Raw genomic sequence first — 23,033 nt, 5'->3', positions numbered from 1 at the left:
ACTCGCGGGCCATGCGCGACCCACTCCTCGGCGCCAGCCTGCGCGCTGCCGTCGACGCCGCCTTCGAGACCGACCAGGTGCCGCTGCTGCAGCGCCTGGTCGATCTCCCGAGCCACACCTACGCCCGCGACGATGTCGAGATCGCGGCCGCGGCGCTCGACGAGGCGGCCGCGGCCGTCGGACTCACCTGTACCAAAGTGCAGGACCCTTCGGCCAGGTTCGCCGACCACCGGATCTACGCCGATCCGAGCGTGGGCGACGGCCCGTCGCTGGCGTTGGTCGGGCACATCGACACCGTGTTCCCGCGCTCGCTCGGGTTCCTCAACTTCCGCCGCGACGGCGACGTCGCCCGCGGCCCGGGCGTGCTCGACATGAAGTCGGGGCTGACCTCGGTGATCTTCGCCCTGCGGGCGCTGCGAACGGTCGCACCGGGCCGCGGGGTGCCGGTGCGCTTCATCGTCGTCAGCGACGAGGAGGTCGGCTCGCCCAGCAGCGCGGTGATGTACCGCGAGCTGGCGCCGCGGCTGACGGGCGCGCTGGTGTTCGAGTCGGGTCGCGAGGGCGACACCATCGTCACCCGGCGCAAGGGCGGCGGGCTTTACACGATCACGGTCCGCGGCAAGGCGGCGCACGCGGGCAACAACCATCACAAGGGCGTCAACGCCATCCACGCGCTCGCGCTGCTGGTCGATCGCGTCGAGCGGCTCACCGACTACGCGCGCGGCGTCACCCTCAACGTCGGGCTCATCGAGGGCGGCACGGCCAAGAACACGGTGCCGGCGAGCGCCAAGTGCCAGATCGACGCGCGCTTCGAGACCGTGGCCGACGCCGAGCGCGTGGCGGGGTTCCTGCAGGCGCTGCAGCGCGATCCGTTCGCCGGGTTGGTGGACGTCCCCGAGCGGCTGCGCGGGGTCGTGGTCGAGATCACCGGCGGCATCACGCGCCCGCCGATGGAGGCGACAGCGGCGAGCCAGCGGCTGCGCGGGGTCTACGAGCCCTACGCCGCGGCGTGCGGCCTACGAGTCGGCGAGTGCCCGCTGCAGGGCGGCGGATCCGACGCCAACCTGCTCGCGGCCGACGGCGTGCCGTGCGTCGACGGCCTCGGGCCGTACGGGCAATATTTCCACGAGACCGAGGAGTGGTGCAGCCTCGACAGCTTGCGCCGGCGGACGGCGGCGCTGGCGTGCTTCCTCGCGGAAGAGGCCGGTACGTGCTTCCGTTGACGCCCGCTTGCGCGGCTCTCGCGACTCGTGAGAAATTCGGCGGGACGCGCCGATGAGCGATGCCGATGTCCTGGGGTTGTTGATCGTCGTCCTGTGCCTGGCCGCGAGCATGTTCTTCTCCGGCTCGGAGACCGCGATCACCAGCCTCGACGTGCACAAGGCCAAGCGCCTCGTCGAGGACGGGGGGCGGCAGGGCCGGGTCGCGGCGTTCTGGGTGCGCGAGCCGGTGCGGGTGCTGTCGACCATCCTGGTCGGCAACAACATCGCCAACACGCTGATGGGCGCGGTCGTGACGGCGCTGGCGATCCGTCACCTCGAGGGCGGGCCGTGGGGCGGCTGGGCGGTCGGCGGGGCGGTGTTCGTGACCACCGTGTTGCTGCTGATCCTCGGCGAGATCACCCCCAAGGCGATCGGCCGGATCTACAGCGATCGGCTGGCCCTGCCGGCGCTGTGGGTGCTGCGCGGGCTCAGCAAGCTCATGGCGCCGGCGCTGTGGCTGCTCACCGCGATCACCGGCGCGATCGTCAAGCGACTCGAGCGCAAGGCCGGCGCGGGGAGCAGCAACAAGGTCACGTCGGACGACATCGGCTACCTCGTCCAGGTCGGCCAGCGCGAGGGCTCGATCGATCCGGGGCAGGCCATGCTGCTCGCCGGCATCGTCCGCTTCGAGGCCAAGATCGTCCGCGACATCATGATCCCGGCCACCCGGATCACCGCGGTCAACCTGGCGTGGTCCGTGGCGAAGGTGCGCGAGGTGGCGCTGCGCTCCGGACACAGCCGGCTGCCGGTGTACGAGGGCCAGCTCAACAACATCAAGGGCATCCTGCACATCAAGCAGCTGGTCGACCTGGCCGACGACGAGCGGCTGTCCCGGGTGATCCGGCAGCCGGTGTTCGTCAGCCTGACGATGCGGCTCCATGACCTGCTGCAGCGGTTCAAGGAGCAGCGGGTTCACCTGGCGATCGTGGTCGACGACGCGGGCGATGCGATCGGCATCGTCAGCCTCGAGGACGTGCTCGAGCAGATCGTCGGCCAGATCTTCGACGAGAGCGACCGGGCGCCGCTGACCCCCGTGCCGGACGTGAGCGGCGCGGCGCTCGTCGACGGGCAGGAGAGCCTGACGCGGGTCGAAGAGCGGATGCACGTCGAGCTGCCCGACCTCGAAGGCGTCATCAGCGTCGGCGACCTGCTGACCTACCTGGCCGGCCAGATCCCCATCGCCGGCTCGGTGTTCGTGTGGGAGGGCCTGCGCTTCGGCGTGCTCGAGGCCGACGCGCGCCACGTGATCCGCGTCCGCATCGAGCCGACCGGCAGCGACGAGCCCGACGACGACGACTGAGCCTTCATGCTCGTAGAGGACATGCTCTCGAGGGCATGTTCGAAGGAACATGTCTTGAGTGGCATGTCCTCGAGGTCATGGCCGATCGAGCATGTCCTGGGAGCGGTGGCGGGAGCCCGAACCGGAGCAGGCGGGCTCACGTGAGCGGGCGCAGCTGGAGGATGACCGAGCCGTACTCGCCGCGGACGTCGACCTCGGGGGCCCAGGCGACGACGTCGGCCTCGCCGGCCGACGAGGCGCACCACAAGGCCAGCGTCTCCTTGAGCACGGGGTCGCCGGGGCTGCCGAGGCCCTTGCCGGTGACGATCCGGACGTAGCGGCTGCGGGCGGCGCGTTCGCGGGTGACAAAGGCGATCAGCGCCTCGAGGGCGGGCTCGCGTCGCAGGCCGCGCAGGCGCAGGGTCGGCAGACGACCGCGGCGGGCGCGGGCGACCAACTCGGCGGCCGTGCGGGCGGGATCGTGGGAGCGGCCCGGCTCGTCGCGCCAGCCGGCGCCGGCCCAGGCGCGCTGCTGCAGCGCGGCCACCGGCCGGCTCGGTTGAGGGTCGCGTGGGGCAGGGGCGGCGGGGTCCGTCGCCGTGGACGAGGCGGGGGCGCTCGTGGCGGGGGGCGAGGTCGTGGCAGGGGAGGCGCCGGCGCTCGCGGGGGCACTGTTCGCGGCGAGCGTGGTGGCGCCGGGGCTCGGCGCGCTGCCGGCTCGCGTCGCAGCCTTCGTCGGCTTCGCGGCGACGGACGGGCTGGTCGAAAGGACCTGTCGTTTGGGACCTGTCGCAGCGGCCAGGCTTGCGACCACGCGCATGGCCTCGAAGTCGAGCGCGTCGCCGGTGGCCAGGGCCGCGAACGCCCGCGCCATCAGCTCGCGCTCGCTGACGAGCCGCGGGGGCGGCGGGGCAGGCGGCGGGGGCGGCGGGGGCGAGGGCAGGCCGTCGGGGAACAGCGCGGCCAGCGGGGCGCGCAGCCGGCCCTCCGGCTCCGGCGGCGCGGACCGGGGCGGGGCTCCGGTCCGGCCGGGACGTCGGCGACGCGGCATGGCCGCGGGGTCAGGAGCGGCGCCGGCGAACGAGGCCGAGGCCGGCGAGCGCGAACATCCAAACGGACATGTCGCGAGAGACAGGCGCGGTGACGCAGTTGCAGCCGCTCTCGTCGCCGCCGGGATCGAGCGGCGAGGTGGCGGTGGCGGTGGCCGAGGTGCCGTTGGAGCCGCCCGAGACGTTGCCCTCGGTGTCGGTCTCGCTCGACGGGCCGTCGGTGGTGTCGCCGGTGTCGGAGGTGTCGCCGGTGGTCGGCTCGCCGGTGGTCGGGTCGGCCGGCTCGACGCCGACGTGGATCACGGCCTCGGCGAAGCCGATGTTGCCGTCGTGGTCGAGCGCCTCGACGCGGATCGTGTAGGTGCCCTTCGGCGGCTTGATCGACCACTCCTTCTCGCCGGAGTAGGCGGGCGCCTCGATGTCGGCCTCGGGGATCATCATGCGCCAGCCGTAGCCCTCGAAGTTGTCGCTGATCTCGGCCTCGACGAGGACGTCGGTGCCGGGCTCGATCACAGCGCCGTCGGCGGGCGACAGCAGCGTGACCGTCGGCGGCACGTCGTCGACCGAGTTGGCGCCGAAGAACGCCATCAGCTCGGCGACGTCGTTCTGCGCCCCGCCGTTCTCGCCGCAGAACTCGTCGTGCACGTACTCGCAGCCGATCGGCCCCGTAGCCGCGTTGTACGGCGTGCAGGTGTCGGCCCACACCTTCTTTCCGAAGGTGGCGTACGGGTACATGATGTTGTCCTCGCCGTCGATGTGGTCGAGGCCCCACGCGTGCGCGGCCTCCTGCAGCGCGGTGGTGCCGAGCACCTGGATGTCGCCGGCGACCTCGGTGAAGGCGAAGGTCGTGTCGCGCCACCATGTGTCGCCGCAGTCGAGGTTGCAGGCGACGCCGAGCACGCCGTTCGGCAGGCCGATCACCCCCGGCTTGCCGCCCATCATCACCATGCTGTACGGCAGGTGCTTCGGCGGCGCCTTCTCGTAGGCGATGCGCACGCCGAACGGGGTCATCGCGTCCTGGAACACCTGGATGATCGCCAGCGCCTCCTGCTCCGAGCGCAGGAACTGCGGGTACTGGACCTTGCCGCCCTGAATGCACGGCGACTCCATCAACGCCGAGTTGGTGCCGCCCGTCATCTCGCCGCCGAAGAAGTTGAGGAACACCGTGTGGCGCTTCGGCGGGGTGTCCCAGGCGTAGGTCGGCCGCGGGCCGGCCTGGAGATCGTCCTCGGCCATCGACCGCGGGACCACGAGCCCGCCGGCGTGGATGAGGTCGTTGTCGTCGAGGTACTTCTCGAAGGCGGCCCGCCGCTCCGCGATCTCCTCCTCGGTGAGCTCGGGCGCGGCCTGCACCGGCTGGCCGAACAGCGTCTGTTGACCGGGATCGGCCGCCGCGGCGAGCGGTGCGAGAGCGAGCGCGCAGGGGATCGAGATGTAGGCGATGAGGCGAGTCATGGAGGTCCGACCGCACGCTAACACAGCGGTGCGGCGGCGAACTCGACGGCGGCCAGCGGCGCGCGTGTGGCAGGACATGCGCCGCCGCGTGGGCCACGAGCGACAGGCGTGGGCGCTTTCCCGCGATTGCGGGCCGCGTGAACGCGGGCTCATGATCTCGCGGCGGGCGTCGCTAGATCGGCGGACGCGACGGCGGGTCCGCACCTCGCCGCGCGCCCTCCGCGGGCATGATTCATGCTGTCTCTTGGGCCAGGTCTCTCGGGACTGGTGACATGTCGGTCGCGACGACGGCGGGTGCGGGCTCGGCCGCGGTGGTCCGGCGCAGACGCAGGGGCTCGCGCGGCGGCGCGCCCGGGCCGCGAGCGCGTCCGTGGGCGCGCCCACACGGGAATTTGCTTCCGGCTGGCCCGCGTCGCGGGCGTGCCGTAGCCTGGAGGTTGTGCCTGCTGCGATCCGGATCCTGTCGCTGTGCGCCGCCCTCGTCGCCCTGGGCTGTGCCAGCCGCCCGATCGGCGACGTGAATTTGGAGCGCGGCAAGGCCGGGCGCGCCCTCCAGGACATCGCGGTGGCGCAGAAGGGGGCCGCGGCGGTCGCGGTGATCTCGACCGACGTCGGCCGCGGCCTCGCGTTCGTGGTCGACCCCGACGGCTATCTCATCACCAACCGCCACGTGATCGAGGACGCCGATCACATCGAGGACATCACGTTCCCGGCGCTGAAGCCCCCGCGCAGCTTCGCCGCGGTCCGCATCGTCTACATCGATCCGAGCCGCGACCTCGCGCTGATCAAGGTCGACGTCGACGCGCCGCTGCCGTCCTTGCCGCTTGCGACCGTCGGCTCGGCGCCGATCGAGGACTACCTGCAGGCCAAGGACCGCGTGCTGCTGCTGGCGCGCCCGGGCGAGGACGAGGCCACAGGTCCAGGCGGCAAGCCGACGACCGGGTTCGTGGCCCGCACCGGCGACGTCCGCGAGCTCGCGGTCTACAACCCTGCGGTCGGGCCGGGGGCGTTCTTCGGGCTGTCGCAGGCGGTGCGTCGCGGGCAGAGCGGCGGGCCGGTGCTCGACCGCTTCGGCCGCGTGGTCGGGGTGGTCAGCTGGACGTGGAAGCACCGCGTCGGCGGCTACGCGATCCCGATCTCCGAGGCGGCGCAGATGCTGAGCGAGCTGCCGGACATGGACACGCCGGCCGAGCAGAGCGCGCGCGCGACGGAGCGGGCCCGCGGCTTCCTCAAGGCGCTCGACGGCGGCGACCTCGAGGTCGCGCGGCGCATGATGTCGCCGACCTACAGCCGCAAGATCCGCCAGCGCACCATGACCACCATCGCCGAGCAGCTGCCGGGTGACGGGCGGGCGGCGGTCCAGCAGTTCGTGGCCGCGCTCGAGGACATCGTCGACTCCGAGCCCGAGGGCGCCGAGGAGCTGCCGTTCTCCAAGGTCCAGGACGTCGTCCTCCGCACCGGCACGCGCGGCTTCATGGAGGCGCTCGGGGTCGAGGGCGCGCTGTCCAAGGACCAGGTCATCAGCTTCTTCTTCGAGTTCGCCCAGGCCTACGTCGGCGCCCGCTTCTTCGCCGAGAGCGACGCCGACACGGCCATGAACGCGGCGATGATGCGCCTGCAGACGGTCGACGCCGCCCGCACCTTCGCGTTCGCCGAGGCCACCGGGCGGTTCAAGCGCGGCGCTCGCCTGGCGGTCGAGCGGCTCGAGATCGTGCCCGGGGCCTACGCCCCGCACGCGGTCGTCACCCTGCGCAACCAGGACCCCGACGGCAAGCAGCCGGCCACGCTGGTGATGCAGATGCGGCTCGAGTGGGGCGACTGGTACGTCGCCGAGCTGCAGACGGCCGGCGGGTAGGGCTGGCCCGAAGGACAGGTAGATTCGGGGGCGACGCGAGCGCCTGGTCGAGAGGGCATGTTCGAGACGACATGCCCGTACGGACATGTACCTGAGAGCATGCCCTCACGGGCATGCTCTCACGGACAGGCCGCTCAGCGCTCCATCAGCTGGGCGAGGGTGCGGCGGACCAGGTCGTCGATCGAGGCGGTGACGGGGCCGCCGGCGGTGAGCTTGGCCAGGGCCAGCTCGACCTCCTTGACGCGCCAGCCGAGGTCGACCAGCACCTGCTTGGCCTCCTCGACGATCGCGGGCGACTCCGGCTCGGCCTTGGCGGGGCTCGTGCTGCGCGGGCCGCCCTCGAGCTCGACGGCGAAGGCGGCGACCTTGTCGGCGATCGACAGCAGGATCTGCTCAGCGGTCTTCTTGCCGATGCCGGGGATCTTCGTCAGCATGATCTCGCGGCCCTGGGTGAGGTGGTCGACCAGCTCGGCCAGCGGGAAGCCGCCGAGGACCGCCATGGCGTGCTTGGGGCCGACCTTGGGCACGGCCGTCAGCAGCAAGAACAGCTGCTTCTCGGCCTGGGTGGCGAAGCCGAACAGCATCAGCGCGTCCTCGCGGGCGTGCGTGTGGACCCACAGGGCGCAGTGCTCGTCGGCGTCGCCGACGGCAGCGAGGGTCTGCAGCGAGACGCGCAGCTCGTAGCCGACGCCGCCGACGTTGAGGACGACGACGCCCTGCCTGGGGTCGCGATGGACGACGATGCCCGACAACCAGCCGATCATGGACCTGTCCTCCGGGGCAGCTTGGGCGCGTGCGCGTGGCACAGCGCGATGGCGAGGGCGTCAGCGGCGTCAGCCGTGGGGGCGCGCGCCAGGTTGAAGAGCAGTTGCATGCGCGCCATGACGTCCTGCTTGCTGGCGCGGCCGTGGCCGACGACGGCGCGCTTGACGTAGGCGGGCGGGTACTCGGCGACCTCGAGGCCGCGCTCGGCGGCGACGGCCATGACGGCGCCGCGGGCCTGGCCGAGCTTGAGCGCGGAGCTGGCGTTGACGCCGTGGAAGGCGGCCTCGAGCGAGAGGACGCGCGGGCCGAACTCGACGATGAGCTCGGCGATCGTGCGGGCGAGGACGGACAGGCGAACGGCCATCGGATCTTCTGCGCGCAGGCGGATGACGCCGCACTCGATATAGACGGGGCGCGCCCCGATCTGATGATCGAGGAGGCCGTAGCCGACGATCCGAGTTCCGGGATCGACGCCGAGGATCCGCGTGGCGCCCGTCAACAGGGTCCGCGGCCTACGGGCCGTGCTCCTCCATGACCTCGTCGGGCAAGGTGGCGTTGGTGTAGCAGCTCTGCACGTCGTCGTGCTCGTCGAGCTTGGCCCACAACTTCGCCACCGAGACCGCCACGTCGCCGTCGAGCGCCTTCTCGTTCTCGGGCTTGGCGATCCACTGCACGCCGCCGGCCGGCTCGAGGTCGGCGAGCTCGGTCTGCAGCCCGGCCAGATCGCTCGGCGACGACATGATGGCCCACGACTCGCCCCAGTCCTGGATGTCCTCGCCGCCGGCGCCGAGCGCCCGCTCCATCAGCGCCTCTTCGCTGATCTTGACCTTGGGGACCTCGAGCACGCCGCGGTGATCGAACATCCACGAGACCGCGCCGCTCGACACCATCTCGCCGCCGGACTTGCCGAAGGCGGTGCGGATCTCCGCGACGGTGCGGTTCTTGTTGTCGGTCAACACCTCGACGATGAAGCACGAGCCGCCGGGGCCGCGGCCCTCGTAGAGCACGTTCTCGAAGGTGACGCCGGCGAGCTCGCCGGTGCCCTTCTTGATCGCGCGCTCCTGATTCTCCTTGGGCATGTTGGCAGCCCGGGCGGCCAGCAGCGCGGTGCGCAGGCGCGGGTTGCCGGACGGGTCGCCGCCGCCGTCCTTCGCGGCGACCATGATCTCGCGGGCGATCTTGGTGAAGATCTTGCCGCGCTGGGCGTCGAGCGCCCCCTTCTTGCGCTTAATCGTGGACCATTTGCTGTGGCCGGACATCCTGACCGAGGTCAGTACCACACGCGCCTGGCGGAAAAAAGCACCCTCGCAGCGGGTGCGAGCGTGGGTTTTCGGGCGGGTCCGCGGCGGCCGTCGGGGTGCGCCGGTGGTGACCTCGGGACAGACGTTCGGACCGAGAGCTCCGCGCTTCGTGGGCCGGCGGTGATCGCGGCGGTGGGCGCTGTTTCGTCGCTCTCGCGGTTTCCACCGAGTCACCGGCCAGGCCGGCGCGAGCAGCAGCGGCGGGCCGGGACGAACACCGTGAAGGTCGGGCGGGGCGAGGGCCGAGGCGGCCCAGGCAGTGGTCAGCGGCGGGCACCGTCATGCCCGGCGCTGACGGCGTTCACGGCCGGTACACCGCCGGCGCGGCCTGCCGCAGCTGGTTTGGCGCGAGCTCCCGGCGTTCTCGGCTGCGAGGCGCGTGCGCATGCGTGTGGAGCTGCGCCCACAACGAGGGCCGCCTCGGCGAGCCGGGCGCGACGGCATGGGGCGCGGGGGCGACTGGCCGCCCGGACATGTCCAAGAGAACATGTCGCGAGCCAGCAGCGCTGTCGACCAGGCCTCTCGGACATGTCACCGAGGACATGTCCTGAAGGTCATGCGCCGTCGATGTGGCGGACGGTGCGGCGCTCGCCGAGGCGCTCGCGCAGGGCGGCGAGCAGGCGCTCGCGCAGGCCGGTGAACCGGCGGGCGGCGTCGCTGCGGTGGACGGCCTGGGTCAGCGCGCGCGGGTCGGCGACGAGGACGCACAGCCGGCGGGCGCGGGTGACGGCGGTGTAGAGCAGGTTTCGGCGCAGCATGACGTGGTGCTCGCTGAGCAGCGGCACGACCACGGCCGGGAACTCGCTGCCCTGGCTCTTGTGGATCGAGACGGCGTAGGCGAGCTGCAGCGCGTTGAGCTGCTTGGCGTCGTAAGGGACAGGATCGCCGTCGACCTCGACGGTGAGGGTCTGGCGGTCGGGGTCGACGGCGGTGACGAGGCCGATGTCGCCGTTGAAGACGCCGCGCTCGTGGTCGTTTTTGGTCTGCATCACGCGGTCGCCGACGCGGAAGACCCGCGGCGGACGGCCGGGCAGGACCAACTCGGGCGCGCCGGCGGTGTGGTGGGCCTGCAGCGCGGCGTTGAGGGCCTCGGTGCCGGCCTTGCCCTTGTGCATCGGGCACAGCACCTGGACCTCGGTGCGCGGGTCGAGGCCGTAAGCCTTGGGGATCCGCTCGGTGATGGCCTTGAGCACCAGCTCGTGGGCGCGCTCGCTGTCGCGGGCCTGGACGACGTAGAACTGGCCGCCGTCGCTGCGGTCGGACTCGGGGACCTTGCCGCGCAGGATCGCGTGGGCCGAGGTGACGATCGACGAGCCCTCGGCCTGGCGGAAGATCTGGGTCAGCCGCACCACCGGGATCGGCGAGTCGGCGCGGTCGGTGGCGGCGAGCACGTCGCGCAGGACGTTGCCGGGGCCGACCGAGGGCAGCTGGTCGGCGTCGCCGACGAGCAGCAGCCGGTGCTGGGGCGTGAGCGCGAGCAGCAGCGCCTCGGCCAGCGAGAGGTCGAGCATCGACGCCTCGTCGATCACGACCAGACCCTCGGGCAGCGGGTTGTGGGCGTTGTGGAAGAACTCGCCGGTGCCGCCCTCGATCTCGAGCAGGCGATGGATGGTGGTGGCGCGCTGGCCGGTGGCCTCGGCCAGGCGCTTGGCGGCGCGCCCGGTCGGCGCGGCCAGCAGCACCGGCGACTCGTTGGCGAGCGCGGTGTCGATGATCGCGCGGGTGACGGTGCTCTTGCCGGTGCCGGGGCCGCCGGTGAGGATGACGAGGCCGGCGTCGCGGATGGCCTCGATCGCGGCGAGCTGGCCGGCGGACAGGCCGGAGGGCGGCTCGACGGCGGTCCAGCGCCCGCGGCCCTTGCCGGCCCCGAGAGCGATGTCGGTGAGGATCTCGGCGACGTTGCGCTCGGCGTCGTAGAAGCGCGGCGGGTAGCACAGCGGCGGCATCGGCTCGCCGTCGTCACCCTCGCGCCGGTCGAGGACGAGCGCGCCGGAGTTGACGAGCTTCATCGCCTCGGCCTCGATGCGGACCGGCGGCAGCTCGAGCAGGCGCTCGGCGTTCTGCACGAGGATCGGCATGGGCAGGGCGCAGTGGCCGTTCTGCTCCGACTGCTCGAGGGTGTGGAACAGGCCGGCTTCGATGCGCTCGTCGCTCTCGAGGTCGACGCCGAGCGCGCGGGCGATCTTGTCGGCGGTGATGAAGCCGATGCCGCGGACCTCGCGGGCCAGGCGGTAGGGGTGCTGGCGCAGGACGGTCAGCGCGGTCTCCCCGAACCGCTGGCTGATCGCGTCGGCGAAGTGGGTCGGCAGGCCGAGCTCGAGCAGGTGATTCTCGATCTCCGCCGTCGGGCCGCCGCGCGCGGTGTGATGCGCGACGATCCGCTCGAGCGTCTTGGGGCCGATGCCCTCGACCTCGAGCAGGCGGCGCGGCGTCTTGTCGAGGATCGACAGGGTGTCGAGGCCGAAGCGCTGGACGATCCGCTCGGCCTTCTCGGCGCCGAGGCCGGGGTAGCGCTCGAGCCGGCGCTGGATGCCCGCCGGGGTGGTCGGGGCCTTGGCGGCGATGCGGGCGAAGTTGAATTGCTTGCCGTAGCTCGGGTGGTGCGTCCACTCGCCGGCGGCGGTGACCTGCATGCCCTCCTCGATGCCGGTCGAGCGGCCGACCCACGTCTGCGGCGCGACCTCGCCGGGCCGCACGACCCGCAGCACCGTGTAGCGGGTCTGCGGGTTGTGGTGCACGACGCGGAGCACGGCCCCCTCGATCCGCTCGCCAGCGGCCTCGTTGTCGGGGGTCTCGGGGGCGGCCATGCGGCGGCGGAGCATCGCCGATCGGGCGGCTTTCGGCAATCTCACGGGCCGAGGCCCGGGTTCGCGCGCCCGCTCGGGTGCGGCGCCCAGGCGGCGGGGGTGTCGCAGCCGCCGGGGTCGCGGGCGAGCGAGCGCCCCGGGAGATCGCCCGGGTCGTGCCAGCCGCCGTAGCTGTCCAATGCGACAGGGCCTTTCGCACCTGCCTCGAAGACCAGGAGGAGCGCCTCGCCGGGGCTGTTCTTGAGCCCACCCGCGGCCAGAGAGGCGTCGACGCGCAGGAGCGAGGTGCCCGGCGGCGGGCCCGGATCGTCGCCCTGATCGGGATCGTAAGCGGCCGGGACGATCAGGTGGCGCTGACCGGGGGCGCTGGTGAACGGGGGCAGCGGATCGCCGCCATCCAGCTCGACGGCGCCCGCGGGGCCGTCGACGAGGCGCAGGCCGCTGACGAGCAGCGGATCGCCGGTGGTGCGCAGATCGGCCAGCTCGACGAACTCCTGCGCGGGCTCGCGGCCGCGCGGGTTGGCCAGCACCTCGGCGAGCGCGAGCGGCGGGGCGCCGCGATCGAAGCTGTCCCCGAGGACATGTTCTTCGCTGCGCTCGGCGGTGCGACCGGCGAGGTCCCAGGCCTGCAAGGTGGCGGTGACGCGGGCGCCGGCGGGGGCGTCGAGGCGGAGGCCGAGGTCGACGGGGCCGGCCGGGGCGACGAGCTCGCGCGCTTCGGGGCCGACGACCAGGCGCAGGCGCAGCGGCTCGCGGGCGTGCAGGCGGGCGTGCAGGCAGCGGCCGATCTGGACGAAGGCGAGGCTCGCGAGATCGGGCGGGCTGAGGTCGGGGCCAGGGCCGGTGCGGAAGGCGGCGAACTCGCGCGGCGGGACCAACAGACGGCCGGCGCGGTCGCGCAGGCTGCCGCCGCCGAGCTCGTAGACGACGCCGGGGGCGAGCGGCTCGGATGTCCTGAAGGACAGGCAGAGGCCAGGCACCCAGCCGGGGCACGGGACCGGATCGCGCAGCTCACGGGGCGGGTCGGGGCTGCGCAGCTCCAGGGTATCGCTGGCGCGGGCGTCGACGGGGCGGGCGAAGGCGATGTCGACCCGGGCGAGATCGGTGGGCACGAGGTCGGCCCCGGGCGGCGGCGACACCAGCCGCGGCGCCGGGCCCGAGCTGGCCGGACCGGCCGTGACGAGGTCGCGCCGCCACACCGCGGCCTCGCCGTCGTCGTCGACCAGGGGGGCGCCGCGGCGGTCGCGGGCGAACACGAGGAGGCTGTGGCGGGCGTGTGGCGCGAGCGGACGGTCCGGGGTGATGCGCAGGGTCGTACCTGGCCGGGAGGGCAGGTCCTCGAGGTCGACGGTGATCGGGATGGCGTCGTCGAGCGGCTCGCCGCGCTCCACGGCGCGCAGGTCGGCGGTGGCGATGGGATCGGTCTGGCAGCGGCCGCGCTCGCAACTGCCCTCGTCGCACTCGGGGGTGAGCTCGCAGGCGCCGACAGTCTCCCAGGCGAGCAGGGCGAGCCGCAGCCGATGCGGGTCGAGCGGCTCGCTGAACTCGAGCTGCCACGGGCCCGCGACCGGGACCTCGAGGGCGCGCGGACCGGGGAGGTCGGTGGCGACGATCCGCGGGCCGTCGAGGTCGGCGTCGAGGACAAAATCGATGCAGGAGGGGACGAAGGCGAGGGGGAGGAGCAGCCGGAGTCGCACAAGGAGAGGTCGCGCGGCGGGCCCTGCGTTTTGCAAGCGGACGACGTGAGGAGAGGCGCCAACGACCGTTGGGGTCGAAGTTGCCGTGGGCGGGGAGTGAGACGGGCAGTGACATGTCTTTAAAAACATGTCCTTGAGGACATGCGGTTGCCCTCAGGACATGTCGCTTGGGCCATGTCAGCGCAGCAGCGGCATCACCTCGGCGGCGAAGCGCTCCATCTCCTCGAGCTGGGGGCTGCACTGCAGCAGCAGCAGGTCGACGCCGGCGGCCTCGAAGCGGCGGATCTGCTCCGCGACCTGCGCGGGGGTGCCGACGAGGCCGGCGCGCAGGCCCCGGTTCGAGACCGAGTAGTCCTCGCGGCTGACCTGCTGATCGAGCTGGGTGTTCTGCAAGAAGTCGCGGTAGTTGGCGTAGCCGGGCGAGCCCTCGGAGACGTCGGTGATGCGCGCGCGCTCGCTTTCGGCCTCGGCCTCGCTGGCGCGGACGATCACGTAGGCGGCCATGCCGAAGCTCATCGGCGGCAAGCCGAGGGCTTCACGGCGGCGGCGCATGTCGGCGACCTTGGGGGCGACGCGCTCGGGCGGGTCGCCGTGCATGACGTAGGCGTCGCAGGCGCGGGCGATCAGCGTCTTGGCGGCCTCCGACTCGCCGCCGGCGTAGAGGACGGGGCGACGCGCGGGCTTGGGCGCGAGCACGCAGCCCTCGACCTCGTAGAACTGGCCGCGGAAGCTGAACTCGGGCTCGCTCCAGGCGCCGGTGACGATCCGCAGCCACTCGTCGGTGCGGGCGTAGCGGTCGTCGTGGCGCTCGAAGCGGACGCCGTAGCGGCGGGCCTCGTCGGACCACCACGAGGAGACGACGTTGAGCGCGAGCCGGCCGCCGCTGATCTGATCGAGGTTGGCGGCCTGCTTGGCGAAGATCGCCGGGCTGTGGAAGGTCGGCCGGACCGCGACCATGAGCTCCAGGCGGGTGGTGACGGCGGCCAGGGCGGCGGCGGTGGTCCAGGCGTCGAGCGCGGGCGCGGCCGGGCCCTTGATGTCGTTGAGGAACAGCTCGGCGACGAGGGTGAGGTCGTAGCCGAGCTGCTCGCTGCGCACCGCGAGCCTGCGCGCGTAGTCCCAGGTGGCCGCCATGCCCTCGTCGGGCACGTTGCGTAGCCAGCCGCCGAACACGGGGAGCCAGTAGCCGAAGCGCATGGCGGGTCCTATACGGTCGCGCGGTCAGGCGCGGGAGCGGCGAGCAGTGGGCGGGGCATGGCTGCTCCTGCAGGGTCGCAGGACCCTCGGGACATGGTCGTTTCGACAGGATGGAAGGACATGGCCCCGAGAACATGGTCGAAAGGTCAGATACCGGCTTCCCAGCGGGCCTGCAGGTAGTCGACGCAGCGGGCGAAGGCGTCGAGGCCGACGACGCGCGGGGCGTCGGCGACGAAGTTCGAGAGGGCGTTGATGTCGTAGAAGTAGATCTCGCCGTCGCGGTCGTCGACGAGGTACTCGACGCCGCCGACGTCGAGCGCGGCGGCCTCGGCGATCGCCTCGACGGCGCGGATGACCTCGGGCGGGGGGTTGTAGCCCTGGACGCGCATGCCGGTCTTCGGGGCGTCGAGGGCACAGGCGGAGCGCTCGAGGTCACGGCCGTCGGCGGTCTGACAGGCGTCGGCCGGGCACAGGTTGAACGAGGCGGGCGGGGGGAACACCTCGATGGCGTAGAGGAACTTGCGGCCGACGACCTCGACCCGGACGATCTTGCCGCCGCGCAAGGGACACAGCTCCTGCACCAGCGCGGTGTGGTCGACGCCGAGGTCGAGCTCGCCGCGATCGGCGGCGGCGGCCAGCTCGGCCGGGGTGTCGAAGCGGCGGATGCCAGCCCCGCTGCCGCCGACGTTGGCCTTGACGAGGATCGGCCAGCGCAGACCGGCGGCGGCGGCGAGGGCCTGGCCGGGGTAGTTGATGACGTGGGCCCGCGGGTAGCCGAGGCCGAGGTCGTCGAGGAGGCCGAGTTGGTCGGCCTTGGAGACCTCGTAGCGGTAGACGGCGCTGCCGTTGACGACGGGGATCTTGCGCCGCTCCCAGTGCCGCAAAATTGCGAGGGTGTAATGCGTGGTCTGACCGCGACCGCGCAGATAGGCGGAGGGACTTGCGCGGTTGAACACGAGGCCGAAGGGCGGGTCGCGCTCGGCCGGGTCGAAGCGGCTCTGATCGGCGGCGAGTCGGACGACGGGCAATCCCCGACGTTCGAGCTCGGCGAACAGCGGGCGGAACCAATCGGGGTGTTCGTAGAAGATGGCGATCGGGGCGGGCATCTTCGCTGTAGGCGCAAGTTAGCGCGCGCGGCGCGGGACGAGCAAGCGAGTCCTTGCATCGGCTGCGAGCGCGGTCAACACTGCCGCGGACTCCGAATCCTTGTTCGCAGCCTGCGTCATCGCGCTCGCGCTCGCGCCGTCGCCCGTCCCCGGGGTGACTGTGGCGAACCCTCCGGGCGTTCCCGAAGGGCCGAAGCTGCCGCCCGGCTCGCCCCTGGCCGTGAGCGTCGACAACGGTCCGCCGAAGCCGGAGCTGCCGGAGGCGACGGTGCCCGTCACGCCGCCGGCGCGCTCGCGGTTCCGCAAGCGTACGCGCCGGCAACGCGACACCCGGCACCGCCTGCTGCCGCTGCCGCACCTCAGCTCGCAGCCGGCGACGGGGCTCACGCTGGGCGGCTCGCTCAACTACGCGTATCGCCTACCCAACGACAACTTCAACCGGGTGTACGGGCTGGCGTGGTCGCGCGTGTCGACCAAGCTGGTCCAGGACCACATCCTCAGCGCCCGCATGCGCGACATGCTGGGGCGCCGCGAGATCTTCAACTTCGGCTTCTTCGCCTCGCTCGACCCGGTCTTCACGTTCTACGGCATCAACAACAACCAGACGCTGTCGTCCGGCGAGCTGACGGCGCCCTACAACCTGATCCGGATGGACAACTGGGGCGGGTGGTTCACGTTCGAGCACCCGCTCTACACCCTCGAGCGGCCAGGGCGGGCGCCCGGGACGCTGCGCCACTACTCGGGGATCTTCTATTACGTCGACGTGATCAAGGGGGCGCCGAACTCCCGCCTGTTGGAGGAGCTGCCGAGCGCGGAGGGCACGTGGCGCCGCGGCTACGTCCGCCTCGGGGTGACGTGGGACAGCCGCGACAACGACTGGAGCCCGACCGAGGGCAGCCTCATCGACGTGACGTTCGACGCGTCGGGCAAGTGGACCGGGTCGTCGTCGAACTGGGGCCGCTTCCACGGGTCGATGCGCCACTACTGGACGCTCGGGCAGTCGAAGATCGTGCTGGCCCACCGGCTCACGTTCGACACGCTGTGGGGCGAGCCGCCGCTGATGACGCTCGGCGAGTTCGGCGGGCTGTTCCCGATGGAGGCCTACGGCGGGGCGTACGTCGGCCGCGGGTTCGGCCGCCGCCGCTTCATCGGCAAGCACAAGGCGACGGCGGGGTTCGAGCTGCGGTTCGCGCCGGTCGAGCTGAAGATCCGCCGCCACACGCTCGGGCTCGGGCTCGAGCTGTTCGCCGAGGCCGGCCTGGTGTCCCAGACGATGGCCGACATGCTCAAGCACTGGTACGTGTCCGGCGGGCCGGGCCTGCTGCTGATCTGGGACCGCTTCGTGGTGTTCCGCGTCGAGGGCGGCTTCGGCAAGGAAGGCGGAGCGCTGTACCTGCAGAGCGAGCACGCGTTCTGAGGACATGTCCTGCATGACATGTCCTCCAGGACATGTTATGCAGAACATGTTCTGCAACCTGTTCCAGGCGCGCGTGTCGGGCGAAGTGCGGCGGGCTGGCGCGCGGTGCTCCGCGGCAGCACGGACGGCCCGCCCCGCGTGAGGCCGGGGCGGACGCGCGGCCCGGTTTCCGCGGCGAGCGCCGCCGCCGGTGTGCTCCAATACGGCGATGGAAAGACGGGCAGGGAGGCATCGCGTCCCCTTCGTGGTGGTCGGCTTCGATCTGGAGCTGCGGATCGACGAGTGGAACGAGAGCGCCGAGCAGCTGCTGGGCGTGGCGCGCGACGAGGCGGTCGGACGCGTCGTCGCCGAGCTGGCGCCGACGCGCGGCGGTGATTGGCGAGCTGTCCTGGAGGACAGCTACGCGGGGCCGCTGCGGACGACGCTGACGGACGGGCGGGTGTTCGAGTGGTCGCCGGCGCCGGTGCACGACGAGGCGGGCACGCGCGTCGGGGTGGTCTGCTACGGGCGCGAGGTGACGGCGGCGGTGGCGGCCGAGAAGCGGGTGCAGATCGAGCAGGCGGCGCTGCGGGCGTTCCTCAGTCACTTGCCGACGGTGGTCAGCGTGTTCGACCGCGAGGGGACGTACCTGCTGGTCGAGGGCAAGGGGCTCGAGTCGGTCGGCATCGCGCCCAATCAATTCGTCGGTCAGAACGCGTTCGCGCTGTACGGCAACGCGGCCTCCGCGGAGTTCATCCGCCGCGGCCTGGCCGGCGAGATCATGCCGATGACGGCGCTCGAGGAGTTCGGAAAGATCTGGGAGAACTGGCACATCCCGGTGCTGCCGGGCAGCGACGCGGGTCTGGTGACGATCTCGCTCGAGGTCACGGCCACGCGCGCGCGCGAGCGGGAGCTGCTCGAGAAGCTCGAGCTGATCGAGCGGCAACAGCGGGTGATCCACGAGCTGTCGACGCCGATCATCGAGGTGTGGGAGGGCGTGCTGGCGCTGCCGATCATCGGCCTGGTCGACAGCGTGCGCACGGCGGAGATCATGGACAGCTTGCTGCAGCACGTGGCCCGCATGCGGGCGCGGCACGCGATCCTCGACATGACGGGGATCGAGGTGGTCGACACGTCGACGGCGAACCACTTGATCGGGATGATCCGCGCGATCCGCCTGCTCGGCGCCGAGGGCGTCATCACCGGCATCAACCCGAACATCGCCCAGACGATCGTCACTCTCGGCGTCGACATGCGCGGGATCCACGTGTTCGCCACGCTGCGCGAGGCGCTGAAGCACTGCATCGGCGCGGCCAGGGGCCTGACGCGCGCCGGCCCGCGGGGCGAGGGCGCCGCGGGCCGGTGAGAGGGCGCGGGGGTCCGCGCTCAGAAGCGGTAGTTGAGGCCGAGGCCGCCGCCGTCGAAGCGGGGCATCGGCTGGACCGCGAGGCCCGAATTGCCGAGCGGGATGCCGGCGAGGCCGCGCTCCCACCGCTTGAAGCGGGAGTAGCGGACGGCGCCGACGAGGCCCATGGCGAAGGTGGCGATCTGGATGCCGGACACGAGGAACAGGCCGAAGGTCTCGCGCGCGCTGTCGCTGTTCTGGGCGGCCAGCATCGGGCCGATGAACGGGACCATCAGCGCCTTGCCGGACTCGCGGCACTCGTACTTGGTGCGGTTGCAGCCGCCGTGGCCGTCGTGGCTCATGGCGCCGGCCCAGGCGGTGAGCAGGTAGGTGGTGCCGAACATCGAGAAGCCGGCGATCATCAGGCCGAGGCCGCGCTTGGGCGGCGGCGGCGGGCGGCGCGGCGCGACCGGGGCGGCCGGCGGCGGAGCGACGATCACGGTGGTGGTGGTCGGGCCGACCAGCGTCGGATCGACGTAGGGCTGGACCTCGGGGGTGGTGACGATCACCGCCTCGGCCACCACCGGGGTGGGCGGGGCCGGCGGCGCCTCGGGCACCGGGACGGCCTCGACGATCACCTCGTGCGTGCCGGCGGGGGCGTAACCCGCCGGGACTTCGCCGTCGGCGTGCAGCTGGACGATGTAAGGGCTGGCGACGGCGGTGTTCGGGACCAGCGGGATCCCGACGAGGCTGACGGCGGCGGTGAGGGCGGCGAGACGAGACGTGAACATGAGGACAGGTCCTTGAGTTCAGGTGACCGGAGGCGTGACGGGTGGGGCCGCGAGGCGTGGTCGAGACGCGAGGCGAGCGAGGCGATCAGAAGCGGGCGCCGAGGGTGAGGGTGCCGCCGTCGAGGAAGCGGGTGGGGGCGACGCCGAGGCGCAGCTTGTTGCCGAGCTTGAGGCCGTCGACGCCGACGTAGCGCGGCTCGCGGCCGTCGCGGACGAACTGCACGGTGCCGATGATGCCCATGGTGAGGCCGGCGATCTGGATCAGCGCCGGGAAGGCCATCAGGACCTTGGGCGTGATCGCGTCGGTCTCGATGTACGGGATGGCCAGGAACGGGCCGATCGCGGGGATCAGGGTGAAGGCCGCGGCGTTCTTGCAGTTGGGGTTGCGGGTCAGGTTGCAGGTGTCGTGGACGATGGCGGCGACGAAGGCGGTCGCCAGGTACGACGAGCCGAACATGACCCAGCCGCCGATCATCAGGCCCTTGCGGCGCTTGCGGGGCGTCGGCGGCGGCGGGGCGTAGCCCATCGTGGGCGTGCTGCCGGGGTCGGCGTAGGGCTGCGGGCCCTCGGCGACCGGCGGGGCGGCGGCCGACGGGTCGGCGTAGGGCTGGGGCGCGGCGACGGGCGCCGGAGCGGCGGGGGCAGGGCCGGTCTCGACGACGACGGTCGTCTCGGTGGGCTGCTGGACGCTGGAACGAAGGGACAGGTTCGCAGGGACATGTCCCCAAGGACTGGCGAACACCTCGGGACAGGCGAGCGTGACGACGAGGGCGGCGGCGAGCGGGGCGGCGCGGCGAATCATGCTGAGCTCCTCAATGGGGGCGAGCGAGCTTTAGTCTGCCCCCGGGTCCTGGCCTCAGCAAGACGCATACTTCCGCCCGGGACCGGGGGAGCGGGCGCAAGTCCGCGAGATCGCTGGAGGCCGGCCGGCTGCGCGCGGGCGCCGGGCGGCCGCGGTGTGGCGAGATGCCGCGCTGCCGCTGCAGGTCACGACGCGTCGATCAGGTCGCGGAGGCGGGGGCGGGGGCGAGCGGGAAGCGGACCTGGAGCTCGGCGCCGCCGCCGGGGCGCGCAAGAGCCACCGCCTCGCCGCCGTGCCCACGGGCCAGCTCGCGCACGAGGGCGAGGCCGAGGCCGGTGCCCGGGGTGTGGGCGTCGCGCTCGCGGGCGACGCGGAAGAAGCGGTCGAACACGCGGTCGCGGTCGGCCTCGGGGATGCCGGGGCCGCGGTCCTGGACGCGCAGGACGGCCGCTTCGCCCTCGACCGCGAGGGCCACGCGCAGGCCGGCCGCGCGCGCGTCGGCGGCGTACTTGAGGGCGTTGTCGAGGAGGTTGACGAGGATCTGCTCGACGGCTTGCGGGTCGTTTTGCACGGGCACGGGCTCGTCGGGGAGAGCGAGCTCGACCGGGGGGAAGCCGCGCCGCTCGACGTGGCGCGCCTGGTCGTCGACGATGTCGCGGATCTGCGCGGCGAGATCGCCCGGCCGCAGCTGCAGGACGCGCCGGCCCTCCTCGAGCTGGGCGACGGCGAGCACGTTCTCGACCAGGCGGCTCAGTCGCACGCTCTCGTGGGCGAGGTCGTCGTAGAAGACGGGCAGCCGCTCGGGCGCGACGAGGCCCTCCTGCAGCATCTCGGCGTGCATGCGCAGGGTGGTCAGCGGGGTCCGCAGCTCGTGCGAGACGGCCGACACGAAGGCGGTCTTCTGCGCCGACAGCTCGTCCGAGCGCCGGGCGGCGCGGGCGATGGCGGCGATCGCCGCCGCGACGACGCTGCCGAGGCCGAGCAGGACGCCGAGCTGCAGCGCGAGCGAGCCGCCGGGGGGGAGCGCGGGGGCGGGGAAGCAGAAGGAGAGGTCGGGCAGGACCTCGTCGTGGACCGGCCGCGCGAGGGCGCAGGCGGCGGTGGCGGAGGTGGCGGCGAGGGTCGGAGTGGCCTCGGGCAGGGCGTGGCGGGCGACCAGCGCGGTGAGCCAGGGGCCGGCCAGGACTTCGCGGTCGAGCACCGCGCCCTGGACCGAGCCGGCGCCGGCGTGGCTGACGACGCGCTGCAGGACCACGCTGTCGCCGAGCCGCAGCCAGGCCATCGGCGAGTAGTCGAGGCTCGGACCTGCCTCTTGGGGAATGTCCTCCTGGACATGTTTTTTGGGCAATGTCCCCGAGGACCTGTCCGAAGGGATATTTCCGTCGCTGTTGGGCGCGCGCTGCTGCAGGAGCGCGTCGAACACCGGCTCGGCGCTGGCCTGCTGCGGCGGCGAGGCGTTGGCGGCCTGCTGGCTCTGGATGGTGTCCCAGGTGACGAGGTTGCGGCTGGTCTGCGGCAGGCGGACCTTTTGGGCCCGCTCGGCGGCCAGAGCGTCGCCGCGACGGGCGTCGGCGAGGTCGCGGTAGGCGGCGTTGCCGAGGTCGTTGAGGGCGTAGGTGAGCGACTGATCGCCGGCGTCGGCCTTGCCGAAGCTGAGGGCGCGCAGAGGGGCGAACGAGGCGGCGGCGACGATCGCCTCGACCTCGACGGCGCGCGGCGAGCCGCCCGGCTCGAGCGCGTAGGGGGTGCGCACGCGGCCGTCGGGATCGAGCTGGAAGTAGGCGGAGATCCGCGGGTCGTCGGGCTGGCCGGCGAGCGGCGAGAGGGCGACGGCCTCGCCGAGCGCGAGCACCTCGGGCGGGCGGTAGAACCGGCCGTAGTGCTCGAACGGGCGCGCGTCCTCGCGGCGGCGCAGCTCCTCGAGGCTCTCGCGCGCGGCGGCCCGCAACAGCTCGGCGGCCTGGACCAGCTCGTCCGCGCGCTGCTCGGCGAGCATGGCCCGCTCGCGCAGGCCGGCGAACAGCCAGCCGAGGGCGAGGGCGAGGGTCGGCGCGGCGACGCCGAGGCCGAGCGCGAGCATGCGGCGGCGGGCGGGGCTCATCGCGCGTCCCAGCGGTAGCCGCGGCCGCGGACGGTGCCGATCCAGTCGTCGCCGCCGGCGATCTGGCGCAGCTTGCCGCGCAGCTGGAGGATGTGGACGTCGACGGTGCGGGTGCGCACTGTGCCGTCGTGGTAGCCCCACACCTGGGTGAGCAGCTCTTCGCGGGTGACGCCGACGCCGGGTCGGGCGCGCAGGAAGTCGAGGATCAGGCCCTCGCGGGCGGTGAGTTCGAGCTGTCCTTCGGGCCAGGTGATGGCGAGGCGGGCGAGGTCGACGAGGGCGTCGCCGACGCGGAACGAGCTGCTGGCGGGGGCCGGGCGGGCGCGGCGGAGCAGGCCGCGGGCGCGCGCGAGCAGCTCGCGGATGCCGAACGGCTTGGTGACGTAGTCGTCGGCGCCGGCGTCGAGCCCGGCGACGATGTCGGCCTCGGACCCGCGGGCGGTGAGGACGAGGACGGGCACGAGGTCGCCGCGGGCCCGGGTCTGCCGCAGCACGCCGAGGCCGTCGACGCCGGGCAGCATGATGTCGAGGAGGACGAGGTCGAACTCGGCGCAGGCGAGGCGCGCGAGCGCGGCGTGGCCGTCCTCGGCGACCTCGAGGGTGTAGCCCTGCGAGCGGAACAGCTCGACCAGGCCGTGACGGATCGCCGGCTCGTCCTCGACGATCAAGATCCGCGGGGCAGGCTCGGTCACGCCGACGATCGTGGCACAGATCGCGGCGGCGACGGTAAGAGGTCGGTAAAACCTCGTGGGAGGGCGCGCATGGCGGCTGCGGCGGCTGAGCGCGCGCCCGCGAGGGCTGTCCCGAGGGGCAGGTTGTTCGCGT

The 23,033-nt window shown here is 72.6% G+C and carries 18 protein-coding genes; 5 read left to right on the top strand and 13 right to left on the bottom strand.

The annotated features are described in order from the left end of the window. The first annotated feature begins 11 nt into the window (after nucleotides 1-11). Together POL25_RS00830 and POL25_RS00825 are read left to right on the top strand one after the other, a co-directional pair. The gene (locus POL25_RS00830) at nucleotides 12-1,223 is read left to right on the top strand and encodes a M20/M25/M40 family metallo-hydrolase (protein ID WP_272083746.1); all 1,212 of its coding nucleotides are present in this window, start codon (nucleotides 12-14) and stop codon (nucleotides 1,221-1,223) included. A gap of 52 nt (nucleotides 1,224-1,275) precedes the next feature. Next, nucleotides 1,276-2,562, top strand: coding sequence for a hemolysin family protein (locus tag POL25_RS00825; RefSeq protein WP_272083744.1), 1,287 nt, complete (start codon nucleotides 1,276-1,278; stop codon nucleotides 2,560-2,562). A gap of 136 nt (nucleotides 2,563-2,698) precedes the next feature. Here the strand turns inward: POL25_RS00825 and POL25_RS00820 are convergent, their stop codons facing one another. Together POL25_RS00820 and POL25_RS00815 are read right to left on the bottom strand one after the other, a co-directional pair. Further along, the gene (locus POL25_RS00820) at nucleotides 2,699-3,592 is read right to left on the bottom strand and encodes a Smr/MutS family protein (protein ID WP_272083743.1); all 894 of its coding nucleotides are present in this window, start codon (nucleotides 3,590-3,592) and stop codon (nucleotides 2,699-2,701) included. A 10-nt stretch (nucleotides 3,593-3,602) separates the two neighbouring features. Continuing rightward, complete coding sequence (locus POL25_RS00815; RefSeq protein WP_272083741.1) at nucleotides 3,603-5,045, bottom strand: MYXO-CTERM sorting domain-containing protein; 1,443 nt, start codon at nucleotides 5,043-5,045, stop codon at nucleotides 3,603-3,605. Between the two features lie 439 nt (nucleotides 5,046-5,484). Here POL25_RS00815 and POL25_RS00810 point away from each other — a divergent pair, with 439 nt between their 5' ends. Further along, on the top strand, nucleotides 5,485-6,900 hold the full coding sequence (locus POL25_RS00810) for a S1C family serine protease (RefSeq protein WP_272083740.1): 1,416 nt from the start codon (nucleotides 5,485-5,487) through the stop codon (nucleotides 6,898-6,900). Between the two features lie 134 nt (nucleotides 6,901-7,034). Here the strand turns inward: POL25_RS00810 and ruvA are convergent, their stop codons facing one another. The 7 genes from ruvA to POL25_RS00775 all read right to left on the bottom strand — a co-directional run bounded on the left by ruvA (nucleotide 7,035) and on the right by POL25_RS00775 (nucleotide 15,773). Beyond that, nucleotides 7,035-7,664, bottom strand: coding sequence for a Holliday junction branch migration protein RuvA (ruvA, locus tag POL25_RS00805; RefSeq protein WP_272083739.1), 630 nt, complete (start codon nucleotides 7,662-7,664; stop codon nucleotides 7,035-7,037). Then, complete coding sequence (ruvC, locus tag POL25_RS00800; RefSeq protein ID WP_272083738.1) at nucleotides 7,661-8,164, bottom strand: crossover junction endodeoxyribonuclease RuvC; 504 nt, start codon at nucleotides 8,162-8,164, stop codon at nucleotides 7,661-7,663. Before ruvC ends, ruvA begins: the two co-directional genes overlap by 4 nt. A 13-nt stretch (nucleotides 8,165-8,177) precedes the next feature. Beyond that, a complete protein-coding gene (locus tag POL25_RS00795) occupies nucleotides 8,178-8,924 on the bottom strand; it encodes a YebC/PmpR family DNA-binding transcriptional regulator (protein WP_272083736.1) in 747 nt (248 codons plus the stop codon). A gap of 596 nt (nucleotides 8,925-9,520) precedes the next feature. Beyond that, a complete protein-coding gene (gene recD2 / locus POL25_RS00790) occupies nucleotides 9,521-11,773 on the bottom strand; it encodes an SF1B family DNA helicase RecD2 (RefSeq protein WP_272083734.1) in 2,253 nt (750 codons plus the stop codon). Nucleotides 11,774-11,814: 41 nt separating this feature from the next. Further along, nucleotides 11,815-13,470, bottom strand: a complete 1,656-nt coding sequence (locus POL25_RS00785) for a hypothetical protein (protein WP_272083732.1) — start codon at nucleotides 13,468-13,470, stop codon at nucleotides 11,815-11,817. 177 nt (nucleotides 13,471-13,647) lie between these two features. After that, the gene (locus tag POL25_RS00780; RefSeq protein ID WP_272083731.1) at nucleotides 13,648-14,667 is read right to left on the bottom strand and encodes an LLM class flavin-dependent oxidoreductase; all 1,020 of its coding nucleotides are present in this window, start codon (nucleotides 14,665-14,667) and stop codon (nucleotides 13,648-13,650) included. A gap of 146 nt (nucleotides 14,668-14,813) precedes the next feature. Beyond that, on the bottom strand, nucleotides 14,814-15,773 hold the full coding sequence (locus POL25_RS00775) for an ATP-grasp domain-containing protein (RefSeq protein ID WP_272083730.1): 960 nt from the start codon (nucleotides 15,771-15,773) through the stop codon (nucleotides 14,814-14,816). Nucleotides 15,774-15,993: 220 nt separating this feature from the next. On the opposite strand from POL25_RS00775, the gene POL25_RS44080 reads away from it, so the two are divergent. Next, on the top strand, nucleotides 15,994-17,190 hold the full coding sequence (locus POL25_RS44080; RefSeq protein ID WP_272083728.1) for a BamA/TamA family outer membrane protein: 1,197 nt from the start codon (nucleotides 15,994-15,996) through the stop codon (nucleotides 17,188-17,190). A gap of 208 nt (nucleotides 17,191-17,398) precedes the next feature. Next, nucleotides 17,399-18,535 carry a PAS domain-containing protein gene (locus POL25_RS00765; RefSeq protein ID WP_272083727.1) on the top strand — a complete coding sequence of 379 codons (1,137 nt, stop codon included), beginning with the start codon at nucleotides 17,399-17,401 and terminating at the stop codon, nucleotides 18,533-18,535. 20 nt (nucleotides 18,536-18,555) lie between these two features. Here POL25_RS00765 and POL25_RS00760 read toward each other — a convergent pair whose 3' ends face one another. The 4 genes from POL25_RS00760 to POL25_RS00745 form a co-directional block, all read right to left on the bottom strand. Beyond that, the gene (locus POL25_RS00760; RefSeq protein WP_272083725.1) at nucleotides 18,556-19,305 is read right to left on the bottom strand and encodes a hypothetical protein; all 750 of its coding nucleotides are present in this window, start codon (nucleotides 19,303-19,305) and stop codon (nucleotides 18,556-18,558) included. A gap of 85 nt (nucleotides 19,306-19,390) precedes the next feature. Continuing rightward, the gene (locus POL25_RS00755) at nucleotides 19,391-20,107 is read right to left on the bottom strand and encodes a hypothetical protein (RefSeq protein WP_272083723.1); all 717 of its coding nucleotides are present in this window, start codon (nucleotides 20,105-20,107) and stop codon (nucleotides 19,391-19,393) included. A gap of 199 nt (nucleotides 20,108-20,306) precedes the next feature. After that, on the bottom strand, nucleotides 20,307-22,208 hold the full coding sequence (locus POL25_RS00750; protein WP_272083722.1) for a sensor histidine kinase: 1,902 nt from the start codon (nucleotides 22,206-22,208) through the stop codon (nucleotides 20,307-20,309). Continuing rightward, nucleotides 22,205-22,900: a response regulator transcription factor gene (locus POL25_RS00745; RefSeq protein ID WP_272083721.1), complete on the bottom strand. Its 696-nt coding sequence runs from the start codon at nucleotides 22,898-22,900 to the stop codon at nucleotides 22,205-22,207. The genes POL25_RS00750 and POL25_RS00745 overlap by 4 nt, the downstream gene beginning before the upstream one ends. Nucleotides 22,901-23,033 lie beyond the last annotated feature (133 nt).

The organism is Nannocystis bainbridge (genome assembly GCF_028368995.1).
Classification (GTDB): domain Bacteria; phylum Myxococcota_A; class Polyangia; order Nannocystales; family Nannocystaceae; genus Nannocystis; species Nannocystis bainbridge.
Note: the sequence above shows the minus strand (reverse complement) of the source record. Positions and strands in the feature narration are given on the sequence as shown.